Origin of the sequence: Salinilacihabitans rarus, from assembly GCF_024296665.1 — an archaeon.
In the GTDB taxonomy this organism is placed as follows: Archaea; Halobacteriota; Halobacteria; order Halobacteriales; family Natrialbaceae; genus Salinilacihabitans; species Salinilacihabitans rarus.
The window spans coordinates 3,128,168-3,152,410 of record NZ_CP100762.1 but is presented as its reverse complement, the minus strand read 5'-3'; the positions used below and the strand labels follow the sequence as shown (position 1 = coordinate 3,152,410).

26 protein-coding genes are annotated in these 24,243 nt (G+C 71.5%); 12 read left to right on the top strand and 14 right to left on the bottom strand.

Annotation, left to right across the window (positions count from 1 at the left end):
- Nucleotides 1-67: 67 nt before the first annotated feature.
- Nucleotides 68-1,795, bottom strand: a complete 1,728-nt coding sequence (locus NKG98_RS16610; protein WP_254767249.1) for a radical SAM protein — start codon at nt 1,793-1,795, stop codon at nt 68-70.
- Nucleotides 1,796-1,925: 130 nt separating this feature from the next.
- Here NKG98_RS16610 and NKG98_RS16605 point away from each other — a divergent pair, with 130 nt between their 5' ends.
- Both NKG98_RS16605 and NKG98_RS16600 read left to right on the top strand, forming a co-directional pair.
- Nucleotides 1,926-2,084: a DUF7559 family protein gene (locus tag NKG98_RS16605; protein WP_254767248.1), complete on the top strand. Its 159-nt coding sequence runs from the start codon at nt 1,926-1,928 to the stop codon at nt 2,082-2,084.
- Nucleotides 2,085-2,256: 172 nt separating this feature from the next.
- The gene (locus tag NKG98_RS16600) at nt 2,257-2,676 is read left to right on the top strand and encodes an Hsp20/alpha crystallin family protein (protein ID WP_254767247.1); all 420 of its coding nucleotides are present in this window, start codon (nt 2,257-2,259) and stop codon (nt 2,674-2,676) included.
- On the opposite strand, the gene NKG98_RS16595 is transcribed toward NKG98_RS16600, so the two are convergent.
- From NKG98_RS16595 to NKG98_RS16565, 7 genes are all read right to left on the bottom strand, one after another.
- On the bottom strand, nt 2,677-3,867 hold the full coding sequence (locus NKG98_RS16595; RefSeq protein ID WP_254767246.1) for an NAD(P)/FAD-dependent oxidoreductase: 1,191 nt from the start codon (nt 3,865-3,867) through the stop codon (nt 2,677-2,679).
- A complete protein-coding gene (locus NKG98_RS16590; protein WP_254767245.1) occupies nt 3,864-4,631 on the bottom strand; it encodes a creatininase family protein in 768 nt (255 codons plus the stop codon). The genes NKG98_RS16595 and NKG98_RS16590 overlap by 4 nt, the downstream gene beginning before the upstream one ends.
- A gap of 49 nt (nt 4,632-4,680) precedes the next feature.
- A complete protein-coding gene (locus NKG98_RS16585) occupies nt 4,681-5,463 on the bottom strand; it encodes a DUF7388 family protein (RefSeq protein ID WP_254767244.1) in 783 nt (260 codons plus the stop codon).
- Nucleotides 5,464-5,584: 121 nt separating this feature from the next.
- Nucleotides 5,585-6,172, bottom strand: coding sequence for an NUDIX hydrolase (locus NKG98_RS16580; RefSeq protein ID WP_254767243.1), 588 nt, complete (start codon nt 6,170-6,172; stop codon nt 5,585-5,587).
- 1 nt (nt 6,173) lies between these two features.
- Nucleotides 6,174-6,680: a DUF7109 family protein gene (locus tag NKG98_RS16575; RefSeq protein WP_254767242.1), complete on the bottom strand. Its 507-nt coding sequence runs from the start codon at nt 6,678-6,680 to the stop codon at nt 6,174-6,176.
- Nucleotides 6,681-6,706: 26 nt separating this feature from the next.
- Nucleotides 6,707-7,828, bottom strand: coding sequence for a glycosyltransferase family protein (locus NKG98_RS16570; protein ID WP_254767241.1), 1,122 nt, complete (start codon nt 7,826-7,828; stop codon nt 6,707-6,709).
- A 97-nt stretch (nt 7,829-7,925) separates the two neighbouring features.
- Nucleotides 7,926-9,140, bottom strand: coding sequence for an MFS transporter (locus tag NKG98_RS16565; protein WP_254767240.1), 1,215 nt, complete (start codon nt 9,138-9,140; stop codon nt 7,926-7,928).
- Nucleotides 9,141-9,260: 120 nt separating this feature from the next.
- Here NKG98_RS16565 and NKG98_RS16560 point away from each other — a divergent pair, with 120 nt between their 5' ends.
- Nucleotides 9,261-9,431, top strand: a complete 171-nt coding sequence (locus NKG98_RS16560) for an HVO_0758 family zinc finger protein (RefSeq protein ID WP_254767239.1) — start codon at nt 9,261-9,263, stop codon at nt 9,429-9,431.
- A gap of 209 nt (nt 9,432-9,640) precedes the next feature.
- Here NKG98_RS16560 and NKG98_RS16555 read toward each other — a convergent pair whose 3' ends face one another.
- From NKG98_RS16555 to NKG98_RS16545, 3 genes are all read right to left on the bottom strand, one after another.
- A complete protein-coding gene (locus NKG98_RS16555) occupies nt 9,641-10,816 on the bottom strand; it encodes a DHH family phosphoesterase (RefSeq protein WP_254767238.1) in 1,176 nt (391 codons plus the stop codon).
- 92 nt (nt 10,817-10,908) lie between these two features.
- Complete coding sequence (locus NKG98_RS16550) at nt 10,909-11,808, bottom strand: SDR family oxidoreductase (protein WP_254767237.1); 900 nt, start codon at nt 11,806-11,808, stop codon at nt 10,909-10,911.
- 76 nt (nt 11,809-11,884) lie between these two features.
- Nucleotides 11,885-12,310 (bottom strand): DUF5791 family protein, encoded by a 426-nt coding sequence (locus NKG98_RS16545; protein ID WP_254769486.1) that lies wholly within the window; start codon nt 12,308-12,310, stop codon nt 11,885-11,887.
- Nucleotides 12,311-12,676: 366 nt separating this feature from the next.
- On the opposite strand from NKG98_RS16545, the gene NKG98_RS16540 reads away from it, so the two are divergent.
- Nucleotides 12,677-13,759 (top strand): tubulin/FtsZ family protein, encoded by a 1,083-nt coding sequence (locus NKG98_RS16540; protein WP_254767236.1) that lies wholly within the window; start codon nt 12,677-12,679, stop codon nt 13,757-13,759.
- On the opposite strand, the gene NKG98_RS16535 is transcribed toward NKG98_RS16540, so the two are convergent.
- Nucleotides 13,752-13,904, bottom strand: coding sequence for a hypothetical protein (locus tag NKG98_RS16535; RefSeq protein WP_254767235.1), 153 nt, complete (start codon nt 13,902-13,904; stop codon nt 13,752-13,754). The genes NKG98_RS16540 and NKG98_RS16535 overlap by 8 nt on opposite strands.
- Before the next feature lie 142 nt (nt 13,905-14,046).
- Between NKG98_RS16535 and NKG98_RS16530 the strand changes: the two genes are divergently transcribed.
- From NKG98_RS16530 to NKG98_RS16510, 5 genes are all read left to right on the top strand, one after another.
- Nucleotides 14,047-15,864, top strand: coding sequence for a glycoside hydrolase family 2 protein (locus NKG98_RS16530; protein ID WP_254767234.1), 1,818 nt, complete (start codon nt 14,047-14,049; stop codon nt 15,862-15,864).
- A gap of 237 nt (nt 15,865-16,101) precedes the next feature.
- On the top strand, nt 16,102-16,983 hold the full coding sequence (locus tag NKG98_RS16525; protein WP_254767233.1) for a coiled-coil protein: 882 nt from the start codon (nt 16,102-16,104) through the stop codon (nt 16,981-16,983).
- Between the two features lie 126 nt (nt 16,984-17,109).
- Nucleotides 17,110-18,105: a signal peptide peptidase SppA gene (gene sppA / locus NKG98_RS16520; protein ID WP_254767232.1), complete on the top strand. Its 996-nt coding sequence runs from the start codon at nt 17,110-17,112 to the stop codon at nt 18,103-18,105.
- 91 nt (nt 18,106-18,196) lie between these two features.
- Nucleotides 18,197-19,444: a DUF373 family protein gene (locus tag NKG98_RS16515; protein WP_254767231.1), complete on the top strand. Its 1,248-nt coding sequence runs from the start codon at nt 18,197-18,199 to the stop codon at nt 19,442-19,444.
- Between the two features lie 30 nt (nt 19,445-19,474).
- Nucleotides 19,475-20,203 (top strand): diphthine--ammonia ligase, encoded by a 729-nt coding sequence (locus NKG98_RS16510; protein WP_254767230.1) that lies wholly within the window; start codon nt 19,475-19,477, stop codon nt 20,201-20,203.
- A 288-nt stretch (nt 20,204-20,491) separates the two neighbouring features.
- On the opposite strand, the gene NKG98_RS16505 is transcribed toward NKG98_RS16510, so the two are convergent.
- Nucleotides 20,492-21,181 (bottom strand): hypothetical protein, encoded by a 690-nt coding sequence (locus tag NKG98_RS16505; protein WP_254767229.1) that lies wholly within the window; start codon nt 21,179-21,181, stop codon nt 20,492-20,494.
- A 78-nt stretch (nt 21,182-21,259) separates the two neighbouring features.
- Nucleotides 21,260-22,234 (bottom strand): nucleotidyltransferase family protein, encoded by a 975-nt coding sequence (locus NKG98_RS16500; protein WP_254767228.1) that lies wholly within the window; start codon nt 22,232-22,234, stop codon nt 21,260-21,262.
- Nucleotides 22,235-22,331: 97 nt separating this feature from the next.
- Here NKG98_RS16500 and NKG98_RS16495 point away from each other — a divergent pair, with 97 nt between their 5' ends.
- The 3 genes from NKG98_RS16495 (at nt 22,332) to NKG98_RS16485 (ending at nt 24,243) form a co-directional block, all read left to right on the top strand.
- Nucleotides 22,332-22,628 carry a transcriptional regulator gene (locus NKG98_RS16495; RefSeq protein ID WP_254767227.1) on the top strand — a complete coding sequence of 99 codons (297 nt, stop codon included), beginning with the start codon at nt 22,332-22,334 and terminating at the stop codon, nt 22,626-22,628.
- Between the two features lie 162 nt (nt 22,629-22,790).
- Entirely contained in the window at nt 22,791-23,156 is a 366-nt protein-coding gene (locus tag NKG98_RS16490) for a DUF7344 domain-containing protein (RefSeq protein WP_254767226.1), read from the top strand.
- A 31-nt stretch (nt 23,157-23,187) separates the two neighbouring features.
- Entirely contained in the window at nt 23,188-24,243 is a 1,056-nt protein-coding gene (locus NKG98_RS16485) for a saccharopine dehydrogenase family protein (protein ID WP_254767225.1), read from the top strand.

Below are 24,243 nucleotides of genomic sequence, written 5' to 3'. Positions count from 1 at the left end.
GCGTCCCATCCATAATAGAACTACCGACCGTAACCAGCACTTGCGGCGTTCGGCGCGGCCGTCGCCGTCACTCCGCCGGCGCGGGCGGGCGGACGGTCGCGACCCGGGAGAGGTCGATCTCGGCGTCGACGCCGACGTCGGCGACCGACTCGTGTGGGCGGTTGACGACGACGTCGCCCGCGCGACGCCTGCCGATCCCCGGGACGGCGGTGAGTTCGTCCATCGAGGCGGCGTTGAGGTCGAGCGGGTAGGGGACGCCCGTGACCGAGCGGTAGCCGTGGTCGACGACGGCCACGTCCAGCGTCTCGCCGAGGGGGTGCTCGCCGGGGATCGCCACCAGCAGCGGGTAGGTGCCGAGCTGGCGGCCGAACGTTCGGCCGTCCTCGTGGTACTCGAGGTGGACCTCCGGCAGGACGGTCCCCGGCGGGGCGACGCGTTCGAGCATCGGGTTGTCGATCTCCTCGCGGACCCGCTTCTTGTACCGTTTGAACAGTTTCTTGTGCTCGCGGGCGATCCGCGCGCCGGTGTCTGACATCTCCGTGCCGGCGAACGCCATCACCTGCCGAATGTTGACCCGCCGGAGCATGTACCCCTCGTCGTAGACCCGCCGGAGGAAGTCGAGGTTGCGCTCGTAGGTCTCCTCGCGCTCGTCTTTCAGCCCGTGCAGCAGGTTGATGCCGGGCAGGAGTTTGGGGAGGCGGTTCGGGGCGTCCTCGCCGAAGTTCGGGGCCGTCTCCGGGTCGCCGCCGGGGCGCCAGCCGGCCTCCTCGTTGACGATCCGGACGGCCTCGAAGCACTCCTCGGCGGAGACGTTGAGGTTGTTCGCCTCCTGAACGACGGGGTCGGCGGATTCGAGGCCGAAGGCGGCGGTGTCGCCGGGCGTGTTGTGCTCGGCGATGATCCGGATTCCGTCCCGCGCTTTCTCGGGCCAGTTCACCACCGTGATCGGGTTCACGTTGTCGAGGTGGAGCGTCCGGAGGTCCGGCGCCACCTCGCGGATGCCGCCGTACAGTTCCCGGAGGGCGTCGGGGTTGGGCGCCTCGCCGTCGCCGCCGTACGCGAGGATGTCGGCCTGCCGGCCGATCCGGAAGTGCTCGACGCCGTGATCGGAGAGGGCGTCGACCTCGTCGACGACGCTCTCGGGCGGGCGAAACGACGGGTTGCCGTACAGCGGTTCCGTGCAGAACGAACACCGGTAGGCACAGCCCCGCGAGGTCTCCAGTTCGCAGATGAGGTAGTCGGGGTGGTTGGGGTGTTGCTCGACGACGAACGCGCCCTGCCGGGCCCACCGGGTCACCTCGGGGACGTCGCGCATCCGGTCGTTGAACCCTTCGAGACCGCTCTCGACGAGGTCGAAGGCGGCGGCCTCGACGTCGCCCTTGGCGACGAAGTCGAAGTCGAGGTCCTGTCGCTCGGTCTCGACGGCGCCGGCGTTCTCCTCGCCGACGCCGAACTTGACGGGGCCGCCCATCAGGCTCGTCCCGCGGGCGGTCCAGGCGAGTTTGCGGACCTCGTCGGGTTCGGCCGGCGTCCCGCCGACGTACTTGCCGGGGACGGTCATCCCCCCGAGATAGACCACGAGGTCGGCCTCCTCGACGTCGCGCCAGCGGTCGGGGTCGTCCCGCAGGGCGTCGATGGTGTGGTAGGTGATCCGCTCGCGGGGGACCCCCGCGTCGACGAGCGCGCCGGCGGTGTAGCGGGGGTACGTCGAGACGTACGGCGGGACCCCGAAGTGGGCTGGCTCGTCGACGTAGCCGTCGACGAGCGTCACGGACAGCGTCTCGGGGTCGGTCATGGGCCGAGGTAACCCCCGGAGGCGTAAAACGGTGACTACCCGCCCGCGCCGTCCGTGCCGGTCGGTTCGGTCCGACACGAGGGCCGCCGGAACCCGTGCGTTGATAGTCCTCGTCGCGTTACGGGCGACCATGCCACCGACGAAGGAGGTCAAGTGCACCGCCGACGACTGCTACCTCGACATGTTCGAGAACCACTACACCTACGACGTCCCCGAGGACCACGACGTCTCGGACCTCTCGTGTCCGGTCTGTGGCGGCACCGACTGCCTCGAACCGATCGAACTCTGAGGCGGGCGCGACGGTGGCCGGCGATGCGGGCGAGGGCGGCGTCTGTCGTCCGACGTTTATTTTCTTTTAGTCAAAAACAATATGAAGCGGCGCGTCGTAGCCACGTTCACGGCATGTCCATCGTTCGCTCTCGGCCCGCCCTCCCGACCGTCCACGCCGGAGGTGGCTCCCCGTGAACCTCGGTCGGCTGACCGACTCCGTCGGAAACACCCTGTACCGACAGATCGGCCGCGCCAGCAGTCAGGTACAGCGCCAGCGATCGCTGCCCGTCGACGTCCTCGAAGGCGAGGATTCCTACCTCGTCGTCTTCGACGCGCCGGGCGCCGAAACCGACGACCTCCAGGTCCGGTACGTCGACGGCACCGTCAAGGTCCGCATCGACCGCTTCCGCGAGTTCCGGGAGGGGTACGCGATGCGCTTTCCCGGCCGCTCGATGTCACTCGACGGCGAGGCCGAGTTGCCGGCCGACGCGATCGTCGACGCTGACGCCGGCACGGCCCGTCTCACCGAGACCGGCGCGCTCCGGATCGAGATCCCGAAAGAGGGGTCCGGCGACGGCGCCGAGCGCGAGGAAGTGACCGTCGAGGACTGATCAGTCGCGGTCGACCGCCATCCCCTCTACGATCTCGAACTCCTCGTCGCCCGTAAAGCGCGTCGGGTCGAACGCGTCGATCCCCTCCCCGCCGAGTACCTCGTCGGCGACCCGCTCGCCGATCGCCGGCGCGCGCATGAAGCCGTGGCCCTGGAACCCCGTCGCCACGTACACTCCCTCCCGCACCGCGCCGACCAGCGGGTCCCGGTCCGGCGTCGCCGTACAGAGCCCCGCCCACGCGCGGTTCACGTCGAGGTCGAGGTCCGGGAATCGGGCCTCGACGCGCTCGCGCAGGTCCGCGGCGAAGCCGGGGTCGGCGTCGCGGTCGTACTCGTCCGGGTCAGATTCGACCTCCTCGGTGCCGTCGCCAGCGAGGACGCCCTCGGGGTGAGGCCGGACGTAGAAGCCGCCGGTGGCGTCGTAACACGTCGGCTCGTCGAGGTCCGCGTCGGCGACCAGCGCCTGCACCCGGTAGGGTTTCACGGGGATCGGCACGTCGGCGTCGGCGAGCACGCGCCCGGTGTGTGCGCCCGCGGCGACGACGACGGCGTCGACCTCGCGCTCCGCGCCGCCCGCCGGCACCACCCGCGGCGGGTCCGTCCGCACCGCGACGGGCGTCTCCGTCTCGACCGTCGCGCCCGCGCCGTCCGCGGCCGCGGCGAGGCAGGCGACGTACCGCCCGGGGTCGGTGTAGCCGGCCGCGCCGGCGATCCCGGCGACGGCGACGTCGTCCGTCCGCAGCGCCGGGAAGCGCTCGGCGAGCGCGTCGCCGTCGGCCTCGACCGCGATCACGCCGCGCGCTTGCATCCCCTCGATCCCCTCGCGGATCGCGGCCGCGCGCTCGTCGTCGCCCTCGCGGGCCAGCCAGACGTACGGGCACTCGACGAACGGGAAGGTGTCGTCCCCGGAGAACGCCCGGAAGCGTTCGATGGCGTCGGCCGCGAGGTCGGCGTCGGGCCGCTCGGCGAAGGCGGCGTAGCAGACCCCGGCCGCGCGGCCGCTCGCGCCGCTGGCGACGCCGCCGCGGTCGTACAGCGTCACGTCGGCGCCCTGCCGGGCGAGGTCGTAGGCCGCCGTCGCGCCGACGGCGCCCGCCCCGACGACGGCCACCTCCAGACCCGCGCCGCGGTCGACGAAGGCGTCGGCGCCGACGGCGAGTTCGGGTTCGGCGTCGCCTTCCCCGCCCGTCATCGGCGCCCCTCCCGCGGCCAGCACTCCGACAGCGGCCGCTCGGCGAGCCAGTCGAGCAGCGCGTGCAGTTCCTCGCTGGCGGCCTCGAACAGCCGCTCGCCTTTCTCGGGGTCGGCCTGCGTGGGTTTTCCGACCGCGCCCGACTCGGAGAAGTCGATGGTGTCGAAGCCGACCGGCGCGCCGTGGACGGACTCGCCCCAGCCGTCGCCCGCGCCGGCCGCGGCGGCCTCGAGGCGGTCGGCCCGGACGAGGTCCTCGCGGAGGTGCCAGAGGAGACTCGACTCCATCGCGTCGGCGTGGCCGCCGTTCTCGTCGAACAGTTCGTCGGCGAGGTCGTCGACGCTCTCCCACCAGTTCCACGGCGGCGCGAACGCGGTCCGCTCCGCGCGCAGCCGACGGGCGGCCCGGCGCAGCGCGCCCGAGTTGCCGCCGTGGCCGTTGACGACGACGGCCTTCCGGACGCCGTGCTCGGCGAGGCTCGCGAGCGTCTCGCGGACGTAGCGCTCGAACGTCTCCTCGGCGACGTACAGCGTCCCGTCGAACTGGCGGTGGTGGGCGCTGACGCCGACGGGGACCGTCGGGAGGACGACCGCGTCCTCGCGGTCGGCGGCCGTCCGGGCGAACGCCCGCGCGGCGAGGTGGTCCATCCCCAGCGCGAGCGCCGGCCCGTGCTGTTCGGTGCTTCCGGTCGGCAACACCGCCACCTCGGCCGCTTCGAGGGCGTCGGCGGCCGTCTCGGTGGTGTGCTCGGCGAGCGGTGGCATGGGGTCCCCTCGTCGCGGAGGGCACTTACCGTTGGGTGGTTCCGTTCGGTTAGTCGAGAAACGACCCGAGGCCGCGGGCGGGGTAGCCGACGACCGTCGTCGCGCCGGCCGCCCGGAGCACGTCGACGCGCTCGCGGACCTCGCGGGCGGTGCCGACGAGCGCGTAGTCGCTCGCGGCCGCCAGCAGCACCTCGCGGGCACGGCCCGCCGCGCTCGAATCGGTCGGCGCGCCGTCGGGCAACGCGTCGGCGACCGGGCGACGCCGGGCGACGTAGGCGCCGACGGCATCCAGCACCGTGTCCTCGTCGTCGGTGAGGACGGTGGGGGCGTAGACGGCGACGTCGCCGTCGAAGCCAGCGGCGCGGATCGCCCGGAGTTCGCGCTCGGTCGAGCGCGAGAGCAGGTCGTACTGCGTCGCGCCGGTCGCCATCGCGATCCGCTCGACGCTCTCGGTGCCGACCCACGCTTCGGGAGCCGTTTCGAGGGCGGCGCCGAGGCGTGGCGCCACGGCGCGCTCGCGCTCGGCCTCGGTGAGGTAGGCGGGGTGGCCCGCCACCAGCACGCGGCCGACCCCCTCGGGGAGGGTGGCCAGCAGCGAGTCGTCCCCGAGGGGGTCGAAGCCGTCCGCGCGGACGGGCGTCGTCACCAGTACCTCGGAGTCGCGGGCGAGCGCGGCGAGGGTCCGGCGGTCGGGGAGGTGTTCGCGTCCCTCGTAGTCGACGGCGACCGTGTCGACGGGGACGTTCGACGCGTTCGAGACGTCACACTCGGCGGGTTTGACGGCGACGGCGTCGAGGCCGGCGCGGCAGACCGCGCTCTCGCCGGTCAGCATCTGATCCCACCTCGCGCGACGAAGAGTGCTCTAGAAACGGTGCGGAACTCGATCCATCGTCTGCGCGACCATGTACTCCCCCCTCCGGCGAGCGCGAGTAAAAAGGTGACGTTCGGTGCAACTAGTAGCGCGAGCGATCGATCCGGGCGGGCGCCTCGAAGTCGGTGGCGAGTTCGAGCAACTGGACGAGGATCCGGCCGGTCGCCCCCCAGACGGTGTAGCCGTCGACGCGGAAGTAGTGGATGACGACCTCGCCGTAGTAGGGGTGGTCGCGCTCGTCGTACTCGTAGTTGGCGGGGTCGAGCAGCCCCGACAGCGGCAGGGGGACGATCTCGGCGACCTCGCGCTCGTCGGGTTCGTACTCGCGGTCGGGCACCCGCGCGACGAACGGCGTGACGGCGTACTCCGTGACCGTCCGGATGTCGTCGAGTCGGCCCACCACTTCGGCCTCGTGGGCCGCCAGTCCGATCTCCTCGTGGGCCTCGCGAAGCGCCGTATCGAGGATGGTCTCGTCCCGTCGCTCGGCGCCGCCGCCCGGAAAGCTCATCTGGCCGGGATGCTCGCCGAGGTGGTCGGCCCGGCGGGTAAACAGCAGGTAGTCCTCGCCGTCGCGGTCGATGACCGGGGCGATCACGGCCGCGTCGTACTCCTGATCGTCGATCTCGGCGGGGACGTGCGCCGCCACCGGATCGAGGTTCAGCCGTGCCATGTCACGCGACGCCCTCCGCGCCGTCGTCGGCGCCCAGCCCGCGTTCCAGCCGTTCGCGCTCCGCGGCGAGGTCCAGCGGCGCCCACGCCTCGAGGTCGTAGCTCGCGTCCAGCAGCGTCCGCGCGCGGTCCACGTCGCCCGCGTCGAGGGCCGCCTCGACGGCGTCGACGAACCGCTCGCGGGCGGCCTCGCCGAGGGCCTCGCGGTCGAGGCGCCGCCGGTCGACGTCGAGGATGTGCGGCAGGTCCTCGGCGTGCTCGGGGATCGACGGGAACGCCGTCGGTCCGGCGACAAGCAGCGGTTCGTCCGCCGCGACGGCCTCGGTCTCGTACCTGACGAGCGCGAACGAGTCGAGGGCGGCCTCGACCGCCGCCGTCGCGGCCTCGGCGTCGACCGACTGCCCGTCGGCGCGAAACGCCACCTCCGAGAGCGCGCGCTCGAGTTCCGTCGGCGTGAGGCCGCCGAAGAGGTCGACCACGCCGGCGAGTTCGTCCGCGGTCGCGTCCATACGGTCGACAACGGTCGGTGTCTAGATTAGTCTTGTGCGCCCGTCCCGGCGCGGCGCCACGGTCTGGCCGCGTCGAGGACCTCGCCGGGTGCGACCGGCGCGTCGACCCACCGCGGCAGCCGGGAGTCCTCGCCCGGCGGGCGGATCGACGCCGCGTAGCGGGCGACCTGCTCGCGCTCGCCCGCGGGGTCGTACGCGAGGCCGTTGAACGCGGCGTCGGCCGCGTACCGGTCGACGAGCGCCTCGCCGGCCCCGCGGTACCGGTCGGGGAGCGTCCCGTAGTCGGGGGCGACCCCGCGCTCTTCGAGGACCCGCAGGAGTTCGGCGGCGACCTCGCGGCTCATCCCCTCCAGCCCCGACTCGCCCGCGACCGCGCGGTGGTCGTGCTCGTGGCGGCCGAGGTCGACCTGCGCGGTCCCCTCGAAGCCGGCGTGGTCGAAGGCGTCGCCGAGGGTGCCGACCTCGATGCCCCACGCCGGCGGCGGACGGAGGCGTCGCGCGAGGGGGGCGGTCACCCCGAACTCGCCGGCCAGCGCGTAGCGGAACGCCCCGAGGTAGTCGACGACCGGCGCGTCGTGGGCGTCCGCGAGCGCCTCCAGCAGCGGCGCGTACAGCAGTCGGAACAGGCGACCGTAGAGGCGGCCGTCCTCGACGCGGGCGTAGTAGCCCTTCGAGAACGCGTAGCCGGCCGCGAGCGGGGCCAGCAGGCGGGCGACGGCCTCGGCCTCGTACCCCTTCGCGTCGGCGTCGTGGACGACGACGTACTCGGCGGCGTCGGCGGCGGGGCCGAGCGCGAGCCAGACGTCCCGTCCCTTGCCGGCGCCGTTCGGCAGCCCCGCTTCGCGGAAGCGGGCCTCGACGGCGGGCGCGTTACACCACAGGACCGACAGCGGGAGGTCGAACGACGCGAGCCACTCCCGGACCGGCCCGATCCGGTCGGGGGCGGCGCGGACGGGGACGACGACGGCGGCGACGTCGAGCCGTTCGAGTTCCGCGAGGACGCCCGCGGCGGCGGGGCTGTCGTGCTCGCGAGCGGTCATCGGGACGACGACCGCGGTCTCGCGCAGCGGCGCCGCCAGCCGGTCGAGACGGCCGGGGTCGCCGCCGAAGTCGTGGAGCGTCGCGATCCGCTCCTGGGTGTACTCCATCGGTGGTGTGTTCGGCCGAACCGTCAAAACGGCCACGGCTCCGGCGAGACGCGCCCCGCACCCCCGCGCCGGAGCCGGCGGCGTCGCGGAATCGGCATCAGCGGCCGTCCGGGAGCCGACCGCCGACGTAGAGCAGCGCCAGCCCGGCGACCAGCGCGCCGTTGGCGACCGCCAGCCCGAGGAAGACGGCGTCGAACGCGAAGCCGACGTCGACGAGGACGCCGACGAGGACGCTCCCGGCGGCCTGAATCGGCATCATCGTGCCGCTGAACAGCGCGTAGGCGCTCCCGCGGTGTTCGTCGGGAAACGACGCGAGCAGGAAGGTATCGGTGACCGGAAAGAGGCTGTGGATCACGTAGCCCATGACAGCGGCGACGGCCGCGACGGCGACGAACCCCTGCGCGAACACCAGCGCGACGAGCGTGACGACGAAGCCCGCGAGGATGGCAAACAGCAGCGGAACGAACGGGACGCGGTCGGCCAGCCGACCCGAGAGCCAGAACGCGGGAACGCCCGTCGCGAACGTGACCGTCAGCAGGTCACGCGAGGTGGCCTCGGAGAAGCCCTTCGTCTCGACGAGGTAGGTGCCAAAGAGGTTGAACACGCCGTTCCAGACCATGCCGGTCAGTCCGACGATGGCGATGCCGGTCAGGATGAGCCGCCACTGGGCGCGAAGCGCCACGAGCAGGTTGCGGTCGGCCGTCCCCGCCGACGGGAGCGTCGCCCGCCGCGCCGCGGCCGCAAAGAGCAGCGCCGAACCGAACGCCGCGACGCCGATCAGCAGGAAGATCACGCGCCACGCGGCGATCGGCCAGTAGGGGACCGCGAGCACGAGGCCGACGAGTACGGGGGCGGCGACCGCCGCCACCTGACTCGCGGTGCCGTTGACGCCGATCGCCCAGCCGACCCGCCGGGGGTAGAGTTCGCTGATCAGCGGGCTCGCGGCGACGTAGTAGACGCCGCTGGCCAGCCCCATGAGCACCGCGCCGACGTACAGCGTCGACAGCGAGTTCGCGGCCGCCGCGAAGGCCGACCCGCCGGCGAGTACGAGCCCCGTCGAGAGGACGACCCAGTGGCGCGGAACCTTCGTCAGGAGGTAGCCCGTGGGGAACCGCGGCGCCGCGCTCCCGACCCACGCGAGCGTCGCCAGCAGCCCGAGTTGACCCGGCGTCGCGCCGAACGTCGTCCGGAACGGCTCCAGCAGCGGCGCGTAGATCACCCGGCCGAGGTTGACCAGAAAGACCAGCACGCACAGCGAGCCGAACACCTCCGCGCGCCCCGGTAGCCCGCCGTCGTCGGCTCGCTGCGTCATCCTCGGGTGGTAGGGTCACCGTCGTTTCAACCCTTTCGAATCGAAGCATTGTCCGCTCGCCGACACGACATCGAGAACGGCCCCCTGTCTTTTTCACCTCCACCTCCGTAAAGGGCGAACATGAACTCCATCCGGAAGGCGCTTCGCGAAGGCGAACTCGAGAAGGACACCTACGAACGGGTAACCTGCGCCGAGTGCGAGAAGCCGCTGAAGACGACGAACGATCCCGACTCCATCGCGACGATCCGGACCTGCCCCGACTGCGGTCGGGAGTGGAAGGAGATCCGGTAGCCGACCGAAACGCCTCCTTTTCCCGGCTCCAGCCGGCCCAGCGTCCCGACCGCCGACCGGGGATCCCTGTGGCGCGTCGACAACCGTTTTGCCGTCGCCCGTGGGAACGTGCGTGTGAGCTACGGCGCCCTCCTCGCGCGACTCGACGACCGCGGCGAGACGGCCAACGCGGCGGCCCTCGCCGCGTTCGTCCGCGGCCGCGACCGTCGCTAGCGTTCGCCGGCCATCGCGGAGAAGATCCGTTCCTCGAACTCGGCCTTGCTGATCCCGTCGGAGGGGCCGATGCCGTTCATGTGGTCGACCGAGAGCTGACCGCCGCCCATCCGGGCGTGGCCGCCGGCGTTCGCCATCGGGATGTCGCCGACGGCGTGGCTGAGCGCCTCGCCCATGTGGACGCGGTCGTCCCGGGACCGTCCCGAGAGGTGCATCGTCCCGTCGTTCTCGCCGTAGACGACGACCGCCGTCACCCCCTCGAGGTGCATGAGTTCGTCCGCCGCCTGCGGGATGGCGTCGACGTTCTCGACCTCGCCGACGTCGCAGATGGCGAACGAGCCCTCGACGCGCTTGTCGGTGATCGCGTCCGCTTTCACCTGCAGGACGTCGTCGCTGACCTGCGGGTTGGCGATCCGGTCGAGGAGGTCCTCGTCGATCCCGGGGAAGAGGTACGCGCAGGCGTCGAAGTCGGCGGCCGAACAGCCCTTCGTCAGGTGGTTCGTATCGGACTGGATCCCGTAGAGGAGACCGGTCGCGAGTTCCGGCGAGACGACGAACTCGTCGTCGCCCTCCTCCTCGGGGGCCACCGTCGCCCCGATCTCCTCGAGGTACTCGACGACGACCGTCGAGGCCGCGCCGTAGTCGGTGCGGACGTCGGTGAACGCCGTGCCGGCGCCGTTGCCGGGGTGGTGGTCGACGACGGCCAGCGGCTCGATCGTCTGGCCGCCGGTGAACCCCCGCGGAGTGTTGTGATCGACGAGGACGACGGTCTCGGAGGCGAGGTCGCCCGCCGACTCGATGTGCTCGAGGTCGAGGTCGAGGACCGTCCGGAACGCGCGGTTCTCCTGGTGGCGGATCTCGCCGGGGTACTGGAGCGTCGTCTCCGTGTCGACGGCGTCGGCGATCGCGGCGACTCCCATCGCACACGCCATCGCGTCGGGGTCGGGGTTCGGGTGCATCAGCACCGTCACCGCCTCCTGTTTCGCGAGGACCCGCTGGAGTCGCACCCCCGGCGGCCGCCGGAACCAGCGGACGACCCACCAGCCGCCGACGACGAGCGCGACGACGCCGAGGACGAGCAGCGAGAGGACCAGCGGGTCGACGGCCTCCAGCGAGTCGGCGACCGCAGCGACGACCGGTTCGCCGGCCGCCCCGTCGCCCCGGTAGCTCATACGCGACACTCAAATCGAACGACCATGAACCTTCTCATGATTGTCACCAGCCGCGGGTCGTCGATAGCGGCGACAGCGAGCGAGACGCCGGTCTAGGGCGTCTCGCCTCGCCGGTACGTCTCGACCGCGGCGCGGTACCCCTCCCGGAACGTGGGATGGGCGAACTCGTAGCCCAGCGAGCGGAGTTTCCCGTTCGAACAGCGCTTGCTCGTCAGGAGCCGCCGCCGCGCGGCCGCCGAGAGGTCGCCCGCCGCCAGTCGCTCCGCCTTCGTCCGCTTGGGCGGGCGCTCGACGCCGCACTCGTCGGCGAGCCAGTCGGCGAACGCCCACTTCGAGACGGGTTCGTCGTCGACCACCTGCACGACCTCGCCGCGGGCGAGGTCCTCCTCCAGCAGGAACCGGACCGCGCCGGCGGCGTCGTCGCGGTGGACCATGTTGAGGTAGCCCTCCGTCACCGGCCCGTCGAGGTAGCGGTCGAGGCGGTACCGGTCGGGGCCGTACAGCCCGGCGTAGCGGGCGACCGTCCCCTCGAAGCCGTACTCGGGCGGACGATCGAGGGCGAGCCGCTCGGCCGCCGCGAGGACCTCGGTCTTCTCCGTGGTCGGTTCGATCGGCGTCCCCTCGTCGACCCAGTCGCCGCCGTGGTCGCCGTGGACGCCCGTCGAGGAGGTGTAGACGAGCCGATCCGGGGGCGTCTCGCGCTCGCCGAACGCCTCGACGGCGGCGTCGAGCCCCTCGACGTACACCTCGCGGGCGGCCGCCGCGCCCCGGCCGCCGCTGCTCGCGGCGAAGACCACCGCGTCGACGTCGGGGACCGCCGTCAGGTCCTCCGGGGCGGTTACGTCCGCGCGCACGGCCGCGAAGCCGGCCGCGTCGATTCGCTCGATGCCCTCGTCCGATCGGCGGACGCCGATCGCCTCGTGGCCTCGCTCCGCGAGTTGCCGGCCGAGTTCGAGGCCGACGTAGCCACAGCCGAGGATCGCGACGCGCATACGCCACCTCGGGACGCCGGGGACATAATCGCACCGCCGTCCGGTGTCGGGCGAGCGGACGGCCGGCGTTCCGCCCCTAGGACATCCGGTCGGCGATCACGTACTGGACGTGGACGAACTCCGCGAACGACATCGGGGCGCGGCGTTCGATCTTCTGCTGGACCTCCTTGGCGTCGAGGTCGATGTCGAGTTCGCTCTCGACGGTCTCGACGTCGAGCACCGCGGTCGACATCCCGAGCAGCAGGTGCTCGGTCGCCATCGTCTCGATCGTCTCGGCGTCGGGTTCGCCCTCGTCGAGCGCCAGGATCGCGGCGGCCTCCGCCAGCGAGAGGGACGGCGAGTCGCCGTCGCGGAGCGCTTCGAGGCGCTCGCGCTCGATCCCGGTCGTCGCGACCGCCTCCGAGAGGTCGACCCGGTCGAGAACGCCCGCGAGGTCCGTCTCGTACTCCGCGCGGAGGTCCGCCGGCGAGTCGGGCGCCGTCGTTCGCTGCTCGTAGAACATACCCGGGGGGACGGGCGTCGGCCTGAAAGGGGTTGCCTTCGGGGCGAGCGCGCCGTAGCCGTCGACCGCCTCGGCGACGACCGCCAGCCCGGATTCGGCGGCGACGGCCGCGACCGGTCCGGCGCGGGCGGCGAGTCGCGCCACGACCGTCTCGCGGCAGTCGGGCGCCGACGCGAGGGTCCCGTCGCAGTCGGCGGCGTCGAGGACGAGCGTCTCGCCCGCGAACGATGCGGTACACGAACACGGCGTCTCGGTCTCGCCGGACGAGCGCCGTTCGACTGGCGTTCGCACGGACGGTCTGGCCGCGTTATCCAACTTAAACTGACGTTCACAAGATTCAACACAACCCCGGGAGAGAGGGGGCGTATGAAGGTCGCCCTGATCGGTGTGGGACAGGCCGGCGGCAAAGTAACCGAACGACTCGCTCGCTTCGACGCGGAGATGGGCTTCGACGCGGTACAGGGCGCGCTCGCGATCAACTCCGCCGAGGCCGACCTCCGCTCGATCGAGTTCGTCGACACCCTCCTGATCGGGCAGGATCGGGTGAACGGTCACGGCGTCGGCGCGGACAACGAACTGGGGACCGAGGTCGCACAGGCCGACATCGACGAGATACTCGACGCGCTCGACGGGCACGTCACCTCCCGCGCGGAGGCGATATTCGTCGTCGCGGGTCTCGGCGGCGGGACCGGCAGCGGCGGCGCGCCGGTGGTGGTCCACAACCTCCAGCGGGTGTACGACGTGCCGGTCTACGCGCTCGGCATCCTGCCGGGACGGAACGAGGGCGCGCTCTATCAGGCCAACGCCGGCCGCTCGCTGAAGACGGTCGTCCGGGAGGCCGACGCGACGCTGTTGATCGACAACGACGCGTGGCACGAACAGGGCGAGAGCGTCGAGGGCGCCTTCGAGCGGATCAACGAGAAGATCGCCCGCCGGGTCGGCCTGCTGTTCGCCGCCGGCGAGGCCGTCGAGGGCGTCGCCGAGAGCGTGGTCGACTCCAGCGAGGTGATCAACACCCTCCGGGGCGGCGGCGTCGCGGCCCTCGGCTACGCCAGCGCGGTCGCGAGCGAGGACGGCGGCGAGAACATCCGGACGACGACGACCGTCGCGCGGAACGCGCTGTTCACCGGGACGAGTCTCCCCGAGGCGACGACGGCCGAGGCCGCCCTGCTCGTGATCGCCGGCGACCCCGAGGTGATCCCGCGCAAGGGCGTCGAGCGCGCGCGACGCTGGCTCGAAGACGAGACCGAGAGCATGCAGGTCCGTGGCGGCGACTTCCCGCTCGAGAGCGACCGGCTTGCCGCGCTCGTCCTGCTCGGCGGCGCCGAGCGCTCCGAGCGGATCGAGGAGTTCATGCAACGGGCCCGCGAGGCCCGCGAGAGCGCGGACGAGCCACAGGAGGACCCGGCCGAACAGCTAGTAGACGACCGCCTCGAAGACCTCATCTAGGGCCGACGACGGTGACGACGACGGCCCCGCAGGAACACTCGTAGGCGCGCCGGGTGCCGGCGTCGGTCGTCATCGAGAGGATCAGTCGCTCCTCGCCGAGCGCCGCGTCGCAGACCTCGCAGGTGGACGATAACTGGTCGAGCACGGCTTCGGATTCGACGGGGACGCCCCTCAAGCTACGCCAACAGGAGAGTGAAAGTGAAAGTAGCGACGGGCGACGTGACGACGGCCGAAAGATTCACGAACGTCGGAACACCTATCAGCCCGGGGTTCGCTCTTCCGCGGTAATGGCTGGCAAGTGGACCGGCGGCGTCGTCGCGGCGAGCGGCGACGACGACCCGCCGACGGTCGAGGAGTGGGTTCCGGTGTCCGCTCCCGGTCGAGCGTCGGAGTTCGCGGCGGCCGACGATCCGATCGCGTACCGGGTGACGTTCGGCGATCCGCGTGCGCGCGCCGACGAACGGGCGTTCATCCGGCTTCGCGGCGGGTACGGGCGCGCACGAGTCTGGATCAACGGGGTCGATCGCGGCGAGCACGACCCGGGGTTCGTCCCCGCGCGGTTCGAGTTCGACCCGGCGGGGGGGAACGAACTGGTCGTCGCACCCGAAGACGACGGGGCCGCCGCCGACCCCGGCGCCCGCTGGGAGGTCGACCTCGACGTTCGGCCGCCGACGTTCCTCGAATCCCTCGCGGCGACCCCGCGGCTGACCGACGACGGCGCGGTCGTCGACGTCGACGTCACCGTCGACGCGGGCGAGGGGATCGACGACACGGTGACGCTGTCGATGCGCCCCGAGGGGTTCCGCGGCGGCGCGTCGATGGACCGGATCCCCGTGTCGGCGGCCGCCGGCGAGCGGACGACGGTCTCGAAGCGCCTCGACGTGCGAGACCCGTCGCTGTGGTGGCCGCGAGGGTACGGCCCGCAACACCGGTACGCGATCCGGGCGAAACTCGGCGAGGAGGCGATCGAGCGGATCGTCGGGTTGCGGACGATCGAGCGCGACGCGGACGGCTTCCGCGTCAACGGCCGCCGGATCCGCGCGCGCGGGTTCGCCCGGCTTCCGGGCGGCGACCCCCGCGAGGACGTCCGCCGCGCCGTCGAGGCGAACGCGACCCTCCTTCGCGTCCGCGGTCACGTCCCGTCCCGCGAACTGTACGCGGCCTGCGACGAGGCCGGCGTGCTCGTCTGGCAGGACCTGCCCGCCGGCGGTGGCCGCGACGCCGACCGCGGCCGCGAACTGGTCGACGCGCTCGTCGACGAGTACCGGTCACACCCGAGTCTGGCGGCGGTCGGCGTCGCCAGCGACCTCGTCGACCCCTTCGAGACGCCGCTCGGGGGTGGTCTCCTCTCGAAGCTCAAGTTCCGGTACCGGGCGTGGCGCGCCGAGGACGAGCGGGGCGACGCCGACGCGATCGCGGCGCGCGTCCCCGACGGCATCGCCGCGGTGCCGGTCGCCGGCCCGCCGGGGACCGGCGCCGACGCGACCCACCTGTCGCTGGGCTGGCGCTACCTCGACGCCGCCGACGTCGACTGGCTGCTCGAACGCTATCCCGCGCTGGGGACGGTCGTCGGCGGCCTCGAGGCGCCGTCGCTGTCGCACGACGACGCCGACCCCGGGGCCGTGCCGGGCGTCGATCCGGCGGTGTTCGAACGGCGGGCCGGCGACGCGGCGGCCTCCCGGCGCTACCAGGCGTCGACGCTGAAGACCGTCGTCGAGGGGCTGCGCCGGCACGGGAGCGGGGCCGTCGTCGGGCCGGCGCTGCGGGACGGGTCGCCCGACGGTGGCCCGGGCGTCCTCGCGGCCGACGGCTCCGAGAAGCCGTCGGCCGCGGCGGTCGCGGCCGCCTACGAGCCGGTGCAGGCGGTGCTGGACGCGCCGCCCGCGCCCGGAACCGTCGGGCTCACCCTCCTCAACGACGGGCCGCGGGAGGTCGAGGCGACGGTGGACTGGCGGGCCGGCGGGAACGAGGGCGCCGAGACCGTCGCGGTCGACGTCCACGGGCGCGCAAGCGCCGGCGCGGTCGAGATTCCGCGGGACGCAGACCGGGTCGAGGTGACGGTCGACGTCGGCGATCGGACGGTCCGTAACCGGTATCGTTTATAACTCCGCGGCGGACTCGTGTGACTCCCTCACACGAGCGACGGAGGCGCCTGCTAACGGTTTCCACGATTACGAACACCGGTACATTTAAATTGTGGGCGGCAGTAGTAGCCGGTACCAGAACGCCACCGGGGCGCGTATCGCTCGACGATCGATGACAGGGAATCTTATTCACCGAGGTTTCGCAGGTCGCGAGCGGACGCTCTGCGGTGCGGTATGGCACAGAGGTTTGAGTAACACATGGTAGACGAATCGAAGAACATCGAACTCACGGACGACGAACTCGAGAACAAATCCAAGGGACAGCTCATCAAGAAGGCCGGTCAACTGCGAGACCGACGCAACGAGCTGAACCAGATGGCTTCTGAACGCGCGTCGAAGCGCGACGAACTCAACGCGAAGACGCGCGAGAAGGTCGACGAGGCCCAGGAGCACCGCGAGAAGCGCGACGAGCTCAACGAGCAGGTCCAGGAGCACAAACAGAAGCGCAACGAGCTCAACGCGGAGGCCAACGAGCTGTTCGACAAGGTCGAGCAGCTCAAGTCGGACATGGAGCTCGACGAGGGCAAGGACCTCGAAGAGCTCGAAGAGGAGATCGAACAGCTCGAGTTCAAACAGCAGACGGAGGTCCTCTCGAGCGAGGAGGAGCGCGAACTCATCGAGAAGATCGAGGCCAAACGCGAGGAGTACGCCGACCGAAAGGAGAAACTCGAGCAAAACGACGACCTCGAAGAGCTCGTCGAGGAGGCCGAGGAGGTCCGCGCCGAGGCGTCGACACACCACCAGAAGGTGACGACGCTGGCCGACGAGGCCCAGGAGCACCACAACAAGATGATCGAGGCCTATCGCGAGGCCGACGACATCCGCGACGAGGCCGACGAGATGCACGAGAAGTTCGTCGAGGCCCAGGAGGCCGCGGACCGCCACCACGAGGACTTCGTCCGCGTCCAGAAGCGCCTGCGCGAGATGGACAAGCAGGAGGAAAAGCAGCGCAAGTCCGCCCGCGACAAGAAGAAAGAGGAGGCCAAGGCCGAGGCCGAGGAGATCTACCAGAAGTTCAAGGAAGGCGAGACCCTCGACACCGAGGACCTGATGAAGCTCCAGAAGACCGGCCTGCTCTGAGTCGATTCGTCTACCGCGACCGCGGTCGCGATTCTCTCGTTTTACGCGAGTAGCCCCCGCTGGCCGACGCCGGAGCTATTAACAGGCGAGCGCGCGCACGAAGAGCCATGCACCGAGGTGTCACCGATGGTCGATAGCCGCAGTCTCGGCCGCCTCGCGGTCGTCGCGGTCGGGACCGCGCTGTTTGCCGCCGCCGCCGTCGCGCTGTTCGTCGTCTACGTGGAGACGCTCGCGGACCTCCTCGGCGTCCTCGTCGCGCTCGGGGTCGTCCTGCTCGGGGTCCGGCTGTCCGGCGGCGTCGCCGAGTCGCTCTTTCCCGACTACGACGTCGCCGAGGTGGCCGTCGAGGGGCCGATCACCCGCGACGGCGGGGGCGGGCCGCTGCCCTCCAGCCCCCGGGGGACCCCCGCCGACGACATCGTCGAACAGATCGACCGGGCGAACGAGGACGACAGCGTCGACGCCCTGCTCGTCAAACTCAACACGCCCGGCGGCGAGGTCGTCCCCAGCGACGACATCAAACTCGCGGCCGAGCGGTTCGAGGGACCGACGGTCGCGTACGCGACGGACCGCTGTGCCAGCGGCGGCTACTGGATCGCGAGCGGCTGTGACGAACTCTGGGCGCGGGACGCGAGCGTCGTCGGCTCGATCGGCGTCATCGCCTCGCGGGTGAACGCGAGCGACCTCGCCGAGAGGATCGGTCTCTCCTACGAGGGGTTCACCGCCGGCGAGTACAAGGACGCCGGCCTCCCGCTGAAGGAGATGGACGAGGACGAGCGCGCCTACCTGCAGGGACTGGTCGACGACTGGTACGACGCCTTCGTCGACCGGGTCAGCGAGGGCCGCGACCTGGACCCCGCGTTCGTCCGCGACACCGAGGCGCGGGTCTACCTCGGCGAGGAGGCCCACGACCTCGGGCTGGTCGACGAACTCGGCACGCGCGAGGACGTCGAGGCGGCGGTCGCCGACCGCCTCGGCGTCGACGAGGTGACCGTCGAGGAGTTCGAGCCCGAGCGGCCGCTGATGGCGCGCGTGGGCGTCGCCGCCCGGCGGGTGGCCTACGCCTTCGGGGCCGGGCTGGCCGGCCTCGCACACGAGCGGGGGCTCCGACTGCGGACCTGACGGCGACCGGCCGAAGGCGTCGCTTGCGGGCGACGCGGGTCGCCCTGAACGAGTAAGTGGTTTTATCGTCGCGCGGAATGCATCGGACACCGTGACAACGCTGGTCGTCTGCCTCGACCGGACCGACGACGTGGGCCGCAAGACCGGCCTGCGCTCGCCGATCGTCGGCTGGGAGGCAGTCCGCGCGCTCGTGACCGACGTCGGCCTCGCCGACCCCGAGGACTCGGGGGTGAACTCGCTGCTCGAATCGCTGCGAGTCGCCCAGAGCCTGCGCGACGACGACGAGGAGACCGTCGTCGCGGTCGTCTCCGGCGACCGGGACTCGATGGTCTCGGCGGACCGCGCCGTCGCCCACCAGCTCGACGAACTGATCGCCGAGTACGACCCCGACTCGGCCGTGGTCGTCATCGACAGCGCCGAGGACGAGCGGCTGGTCCCCATCGTCGAGAGCCGCGTCCGCGTCGACGCCGTCGACCGCGTCGTCGTCCGGCAGGCCCGGGACATCGAGTCGACGTACTACCTGCTCAAGCAGTTCCTCGCCGACGAGGAACTCCGCCAGACCGTACTCGTCCCCATCGGCCTCGCGCTGCTGGTCTTCCCGATGCTCGCGATGCGGTTTGGCGCCGCGGAAGGCGCCGCCGCGATCACGACCGTCATCGGCGTCTTCCTGCTCTACAAGGGGTTCAACGTCGACGACGTGGTCACCGCGCTCGCCCGGCGGGCCCGCGAGTCGCTCTACACCGGTCAGGTGTCGGTCGTCACCTACGTCGTCGCCGTGGGGCTGACCCTCGTCGGACTGTTCTTCGGCGCGCTCGGCGCGTCGAGCCTCGACGACCCGCAGGGGGTGGTCGTCCCGGCGATGCAGTTCGCCTTCGAGGGGATCCCGTGGCTGACGACCGCCGCGCTCACCGCCAGCGCCGGCCGCCTCCTCGACGAACTCATCCGCGAGGAGGAGATCCGGAGTTCGTACCTCAACCTCCCGTTCGTCGTCGTCTCGGTCGGCCTCGTCGTCCGGGGGTTCTCGGCGTACTTCCTCGAGACGCAGGACGTCATCGGGCCGCTGATCGTCCCGGGGCTCAACTTCGGCTGGCGCTCGTTCGACGCGTTCACCCTGAACCCGGGCGAGCGCCTCGCGATGTACGTCCTCGGGGCGATCTTCCTGAGCGTCGTCGGCGTCCGGATCGCCGCCTCGTTCAGCGGCGCGAGCCTCGACGAACCCGAGTTCGAGGGGAGCGAGCGCGCCCGGCGCGACCGCGAGCGGCGGGCCGACCCCGAGCGCACCGACGGCGGGCCGCGAACCGGCGACGGCGACGACCCGCAGTCCGGCCGCGACCAGTAACGATTTACCCGCGGCTCCGAAGGGTCGAGCATGACCGCGAGCGACGACGGCGCGTGGGTCTCGCTGTTCTCCGGCGGCAAGGACTCCGCGTGGGCGCTCTACCGCGCCGTAGAGCGTGGCCTCGACGTCCGCCGACTCGTCACCGTCCACCCGGCGGGTGACTCCTACATGTACCACGTCCCGGCGACCGACCTGACGGCGCTGGCGGCCGAGAGCGTCGGCATCCCGCTCGTCGACGTCGAACCCGAGGACTTCGACGCCGACGCCGCGACCGACTCGGGCGCACAGGGCGACGCCGAACTCGAACCGCTTGAGGCCGCGCTTCGGGACCTCGACGCCGAACTCGACGGCGGGGTCGCCGGCGTCATCGCGGGGGCCGTCGAGAGCGAGTACCAGACGGGCCGCATCGAGGGGATGTGCGAGCGTCTCGGCTGTGACCTGTTCGCGCCGCTCTGGCGGGAGGACCCCCGGGAACTCGCGACGGCGATGCTAGAGGCCGGTTTCGAGATCGTGATCGTGCAGGTCGCCGCCTACGGCCTCGACGAGTCGTGGCTCGGCCGGACGATCGACGAGGCGGCGCTGGCCGACCTCGAAGACCTGCACGAGGAGTACGGCGTCCACCTGCTGGGGGAGGGCGGGGAGTTCGAGACGCTGGTGGTCGACGGCCCGCAGATGGACCGGCGGATCGATCTGGAGTACGAGACCGAGTGGGACGGCACGAGGGGACGACTGCGGATCACGGACGCTCGGCTGGCGTGAGCGACCGGGCGCGACGACGGCGACCGGGGCGATCGAGCGGCTTCGAACGGAAACCGGGCTGGTGTCCCCGGGGCCCAGTCCGGTCCGCGTGAGAGCGGAACGCTCCTCAGCAGGTCGGTGAGCGCCAGCACGACGAAGAAGACGATCACGGTCTCGTTGCCGATCCACGAGTTCGCGTCCATCCGGTCCCGGGCCGTCGGAAGGAACGTTTCCGCGCGCTCGCCAGACCGACCTTCGAGGGCGTCTCCGGTCCCGACGGGCCGGGCGTCGGCCGATCCGCGCCGCGAGTCAGCGCCCAAGCGCCATCTCCGCCTCGCGCTCGTCCTCGTCGGTGAACGTCCACCACGCGATCCGGTCGATTTCGAGGATCCGGTAGCTCGTGACCAGCGACAGCAGTTCACAGGAGGCGATCGTCCGCAGGCTCTCGCTCGTATCGAGGTCGAGACCCTCTACCTCGTCGTCGACGCGCTCGACGAGCGACGTGAGCGTCGGGTCCGGCGTCGCCGCGTCGACGCCCGCCTGCTGGCGCAGGAACTGGAACGTCGAGGGGCCGACGCCCGAGATGGAGCCGATGGGGTCTGCCTCGTACCGGTAGGGGTCGGCCCCGACGGCCCACGCCCGCAGCGCGTCGAGGCCCGTCTCGGACCGGGCCGCGAGCGCGCGGGCGACTTCGAGCAGGACGCGGCGCTTGCGCTGGGCCCCGAACGCCTCGACCAGTGTCTCGTCCTCGACCGAGAGGGCGGCGAGCGCTTCGAGGGTCGTCGCGCGGCCGGTCTCGACGAACGCCTCGCGGAACCGCTCGACGGTCGGGCGGACGCCGGTGACGTAGTTCTGGCCGGTGGTCGCCGCCGCCGCCTCCGCGACGAGCAACACGGGGTCGTCGCCGGGCGGGCGCTCGAACTCGCGGAACGCGGCCGCGAGCGACTCGTACGGCGTCCCGTCGGCGTATCTATCGAGGACCTCCTGTGCGCTTGGCATATCCGTCGTCGCCACACGTCACACCGCGGACTGATAGAGTTGTTTATACAGCGGTGTCACGAGCGACGACGGTCACGATCACTCGGGCGTGCCGTTTCTGATCGTCGTGTGCGCGCCGATGAGCGCGCCCGCGAGGTCGAGGTTCTCGAGGTGGGTCCCCTCGTCGATGATCGACCGGCGGATGTCGCCGTTCCGGACGGTGGCGTCGGGGAAGATGACGGCGTGATCGAGGTTGCTCTCCTCGATGGTCGCCCCCTCCATGACGTGGACGTTCTCGCCGATGGACGCGCCGTCGAGGGTGGCGCTCTCGGCGACGAGCGAGTCGCCGTCTAAGTGCCAGCCGACGGCGTCGAGGTAGCTCTCGGGGGTGCCGATGTCGAACCAGGCGCCCTCGAACGTGTAGGCGTGGGTCGGCTCGCGGTCCTGGAGCCACTGGACGAACCAACCGGGTTCGTCCGGGTTGTTGCCGTCTTCGAGGTACGTCGGGAGCAACGAGAGGTGCTCGCTCGGGAACGCGTAGCAGGCGATCGAGACGAGCGTGCTCTTGGGGTCGTCGGGTTTCTCCTGGAAGTCGACGACGCGATTCCCGTCGAGTTCGACCAGCCCGTACGATTTGGCCTTCTCCCGCGAGCCGACGTCGTACGCGGCGAGCGTCGGCGTTCCCGTCGCCTCGAAGTAGTCGAGGAAGTCCGACACGGCGAAGCTCATGAGGTTGTCGCCGGCGATCACGAGCAGGTCGTCGTCGACCCCCTCGCGCTCGACTAGCTGGGCGAGCGCGCCGACGACGCCGAACTTCTCGTCTTCGGCGGTCGTCTCCTCGACCGACAGCGTCGGCTTCTCGAACGCGTTCTCTGCGAGGTGGGCCTCGAACTCCGGCGCGAACCGCTCGTTCGTGCTGACGAACACCTCGTCGATTCGCTCGTCGGCCTCGAGTTCGGCGAAGATGCGGTCGACGACCGTCGAGTTTCCGATGGGAAGGAACATCTTGGGCCGGTGTTTGGTGATGGGCCACAACCGGGTCGCGTATCCGCCGGCGAGAACCACGGCCTTCATGGGGCGGAGTTCTCCTGCGGGCTGTAAGTCTCTTGCCCTTTCGGGGGTCGCGGTCGCCCCCGGACAGTATAAACGCCCGGCGGCCGTTCGCTCGGGCATGCGCGAAGCCGACGCGACGACCCGCAAGCGACTCGCCGACGCCCTCCGCGAGGCACCCGCGACGCCCAGCGCGCTCGCCGATCGGTTCGACCTGACGCCGAACGCGGTCGTCCGCCACGTCGAACACGTCGCCCGCTCGGTCGAAGGCAACGGCGAGCGACTGCTCGTCGCGCCGCCGACCTGTCGCGACTGCGGCTTCGACGAGTTCGACGACCTGCTGAACCTGCCGTCGCGCTGTCCCGCCTGCAAGAGCGAGGCCGTCTCGGAGCCGACGTTCACGGTCGAGAGCGGGTGAGCCAGCGACCGGTCGGCGAACGCGACGGTCACGCCGCGGTGGACGACCTGAAACGGATTCGATACGAATATTTACCGCCGAGACGAGTACCCCGTAGGAGCGCTCGAACGGGCGCGGAGGACGAGAGCGGCTTCGCGTCCGCGAGCCAACGTCCCACACACGATGACTGCCACGCCCGACTCCGACGCCGAGTTCGACGCCGCCGACTTCGTCAGGACGGTCCTCGACTGGCTCGACCGCCGCGAGGAGGGTGCCGAGACGATCGATCGGACGTTCCGGCTGCTGGGCCACCACCGGCGCCGACACCTGCTCGCGGTGATGTACCAGTACGACCAGGAACTGACGCTGCCGGACGCCGCCGAGGAGGTCGCCCGACTGGAGACCGACCGGCGGGTCGCGGAGATATCCGCCGAGCGCGTCGCCGACGTCTACATCTCGCTGTACCACGACCACCTGCCGCGGCTGACCCGTGCCGGCCTCCTCGAGTACGATCAGGAACGCGACCTCGTCGCGCCGGCGGCGCTGTAAGATTAACCCGTCGGCGACCCCAACGACGACCATGGACACCCTCCTCGTCTACGGGTCGTACGGCTACACCGGCCGACTGATCGCCCGCGAGGCCGTTTCGCGGGGCGGCTCGCCGGTCGTCGCCGGCCGGGACCGGAACCGCGTCGCCGCGCAGGCCGACGCCCTCGGCGTCGAGGGGCGGGCGTTCGACCTCGACGCGGCCGCCGAACACGTCGGCGAGTTCGACGCCGTCGTCCACTGTGCGGGGCCGTTCGTCGACACCAGCGACCCGATGGTCGACGCCTGCCTCGAAACGGGCACCGACTACCTCGACCTCACCGGCGAGTTCCGGGTGTTCGATCGGCTCGCGGACCGCGACGCGGACGCCCGGGAGGCCGGCGTGACGCTGCTGCCCGGCGTCGGCTTCGACGTCGTCCCCTCGGACTGTCTGGCCGCCTTCCTCGCCGAGCGGCTGCCGACGGCGGACGACCTCGCGCTGGGAATCGCCGGTTCGGGCTCGCTCTCGCGGGGAACGGCGCTCACGGCGGTCGAACACCTCGGGACCGGCGGGGTGGTCCGGCGAAACGGCCGACTCGTCCGCGTGCCGGCGGCCTACGACGTCCGCGAGATCGACTTCGGACGCGGCCCGACGCCGGCGGTCACGATCCCGTGGGGCGACGTCGTCACCGCGTACCACAGCACGGGGATCGAGAACGTCGCCGTCTACGCCGCCGCCTCCCGGCGGGCGATCCGCGCGCTGTCCGCCGCCGACGCCCTCGGCTGGCTGCTCGGCTCGACGCCGGTGAAACGCGCCCTCGAACGGCTCGTCGAGGCCCGCGTCGACGGGCCGGACGAGGAGGAACGCGAGCGCGGATCGGCCGTCGTCTGGGGCGCGGTCACCGACGGCGACAGACGGGTCGCCGCGCGGTTGCACACGCCCGACCCGTACGCGCTCACCGCGGACGCGGCGGTGTCGGCCGCGTGGCGCGTGCTGGACGACGACGTCGACGCCGGCTTTCGGACGCCGTCGACCGCGTTCGGCCCCGAGTTCGCCCTCGAACTCGACGGCGTCGAGCGCGAACTCCTCGACCCGGTCGGGACCGCCTGA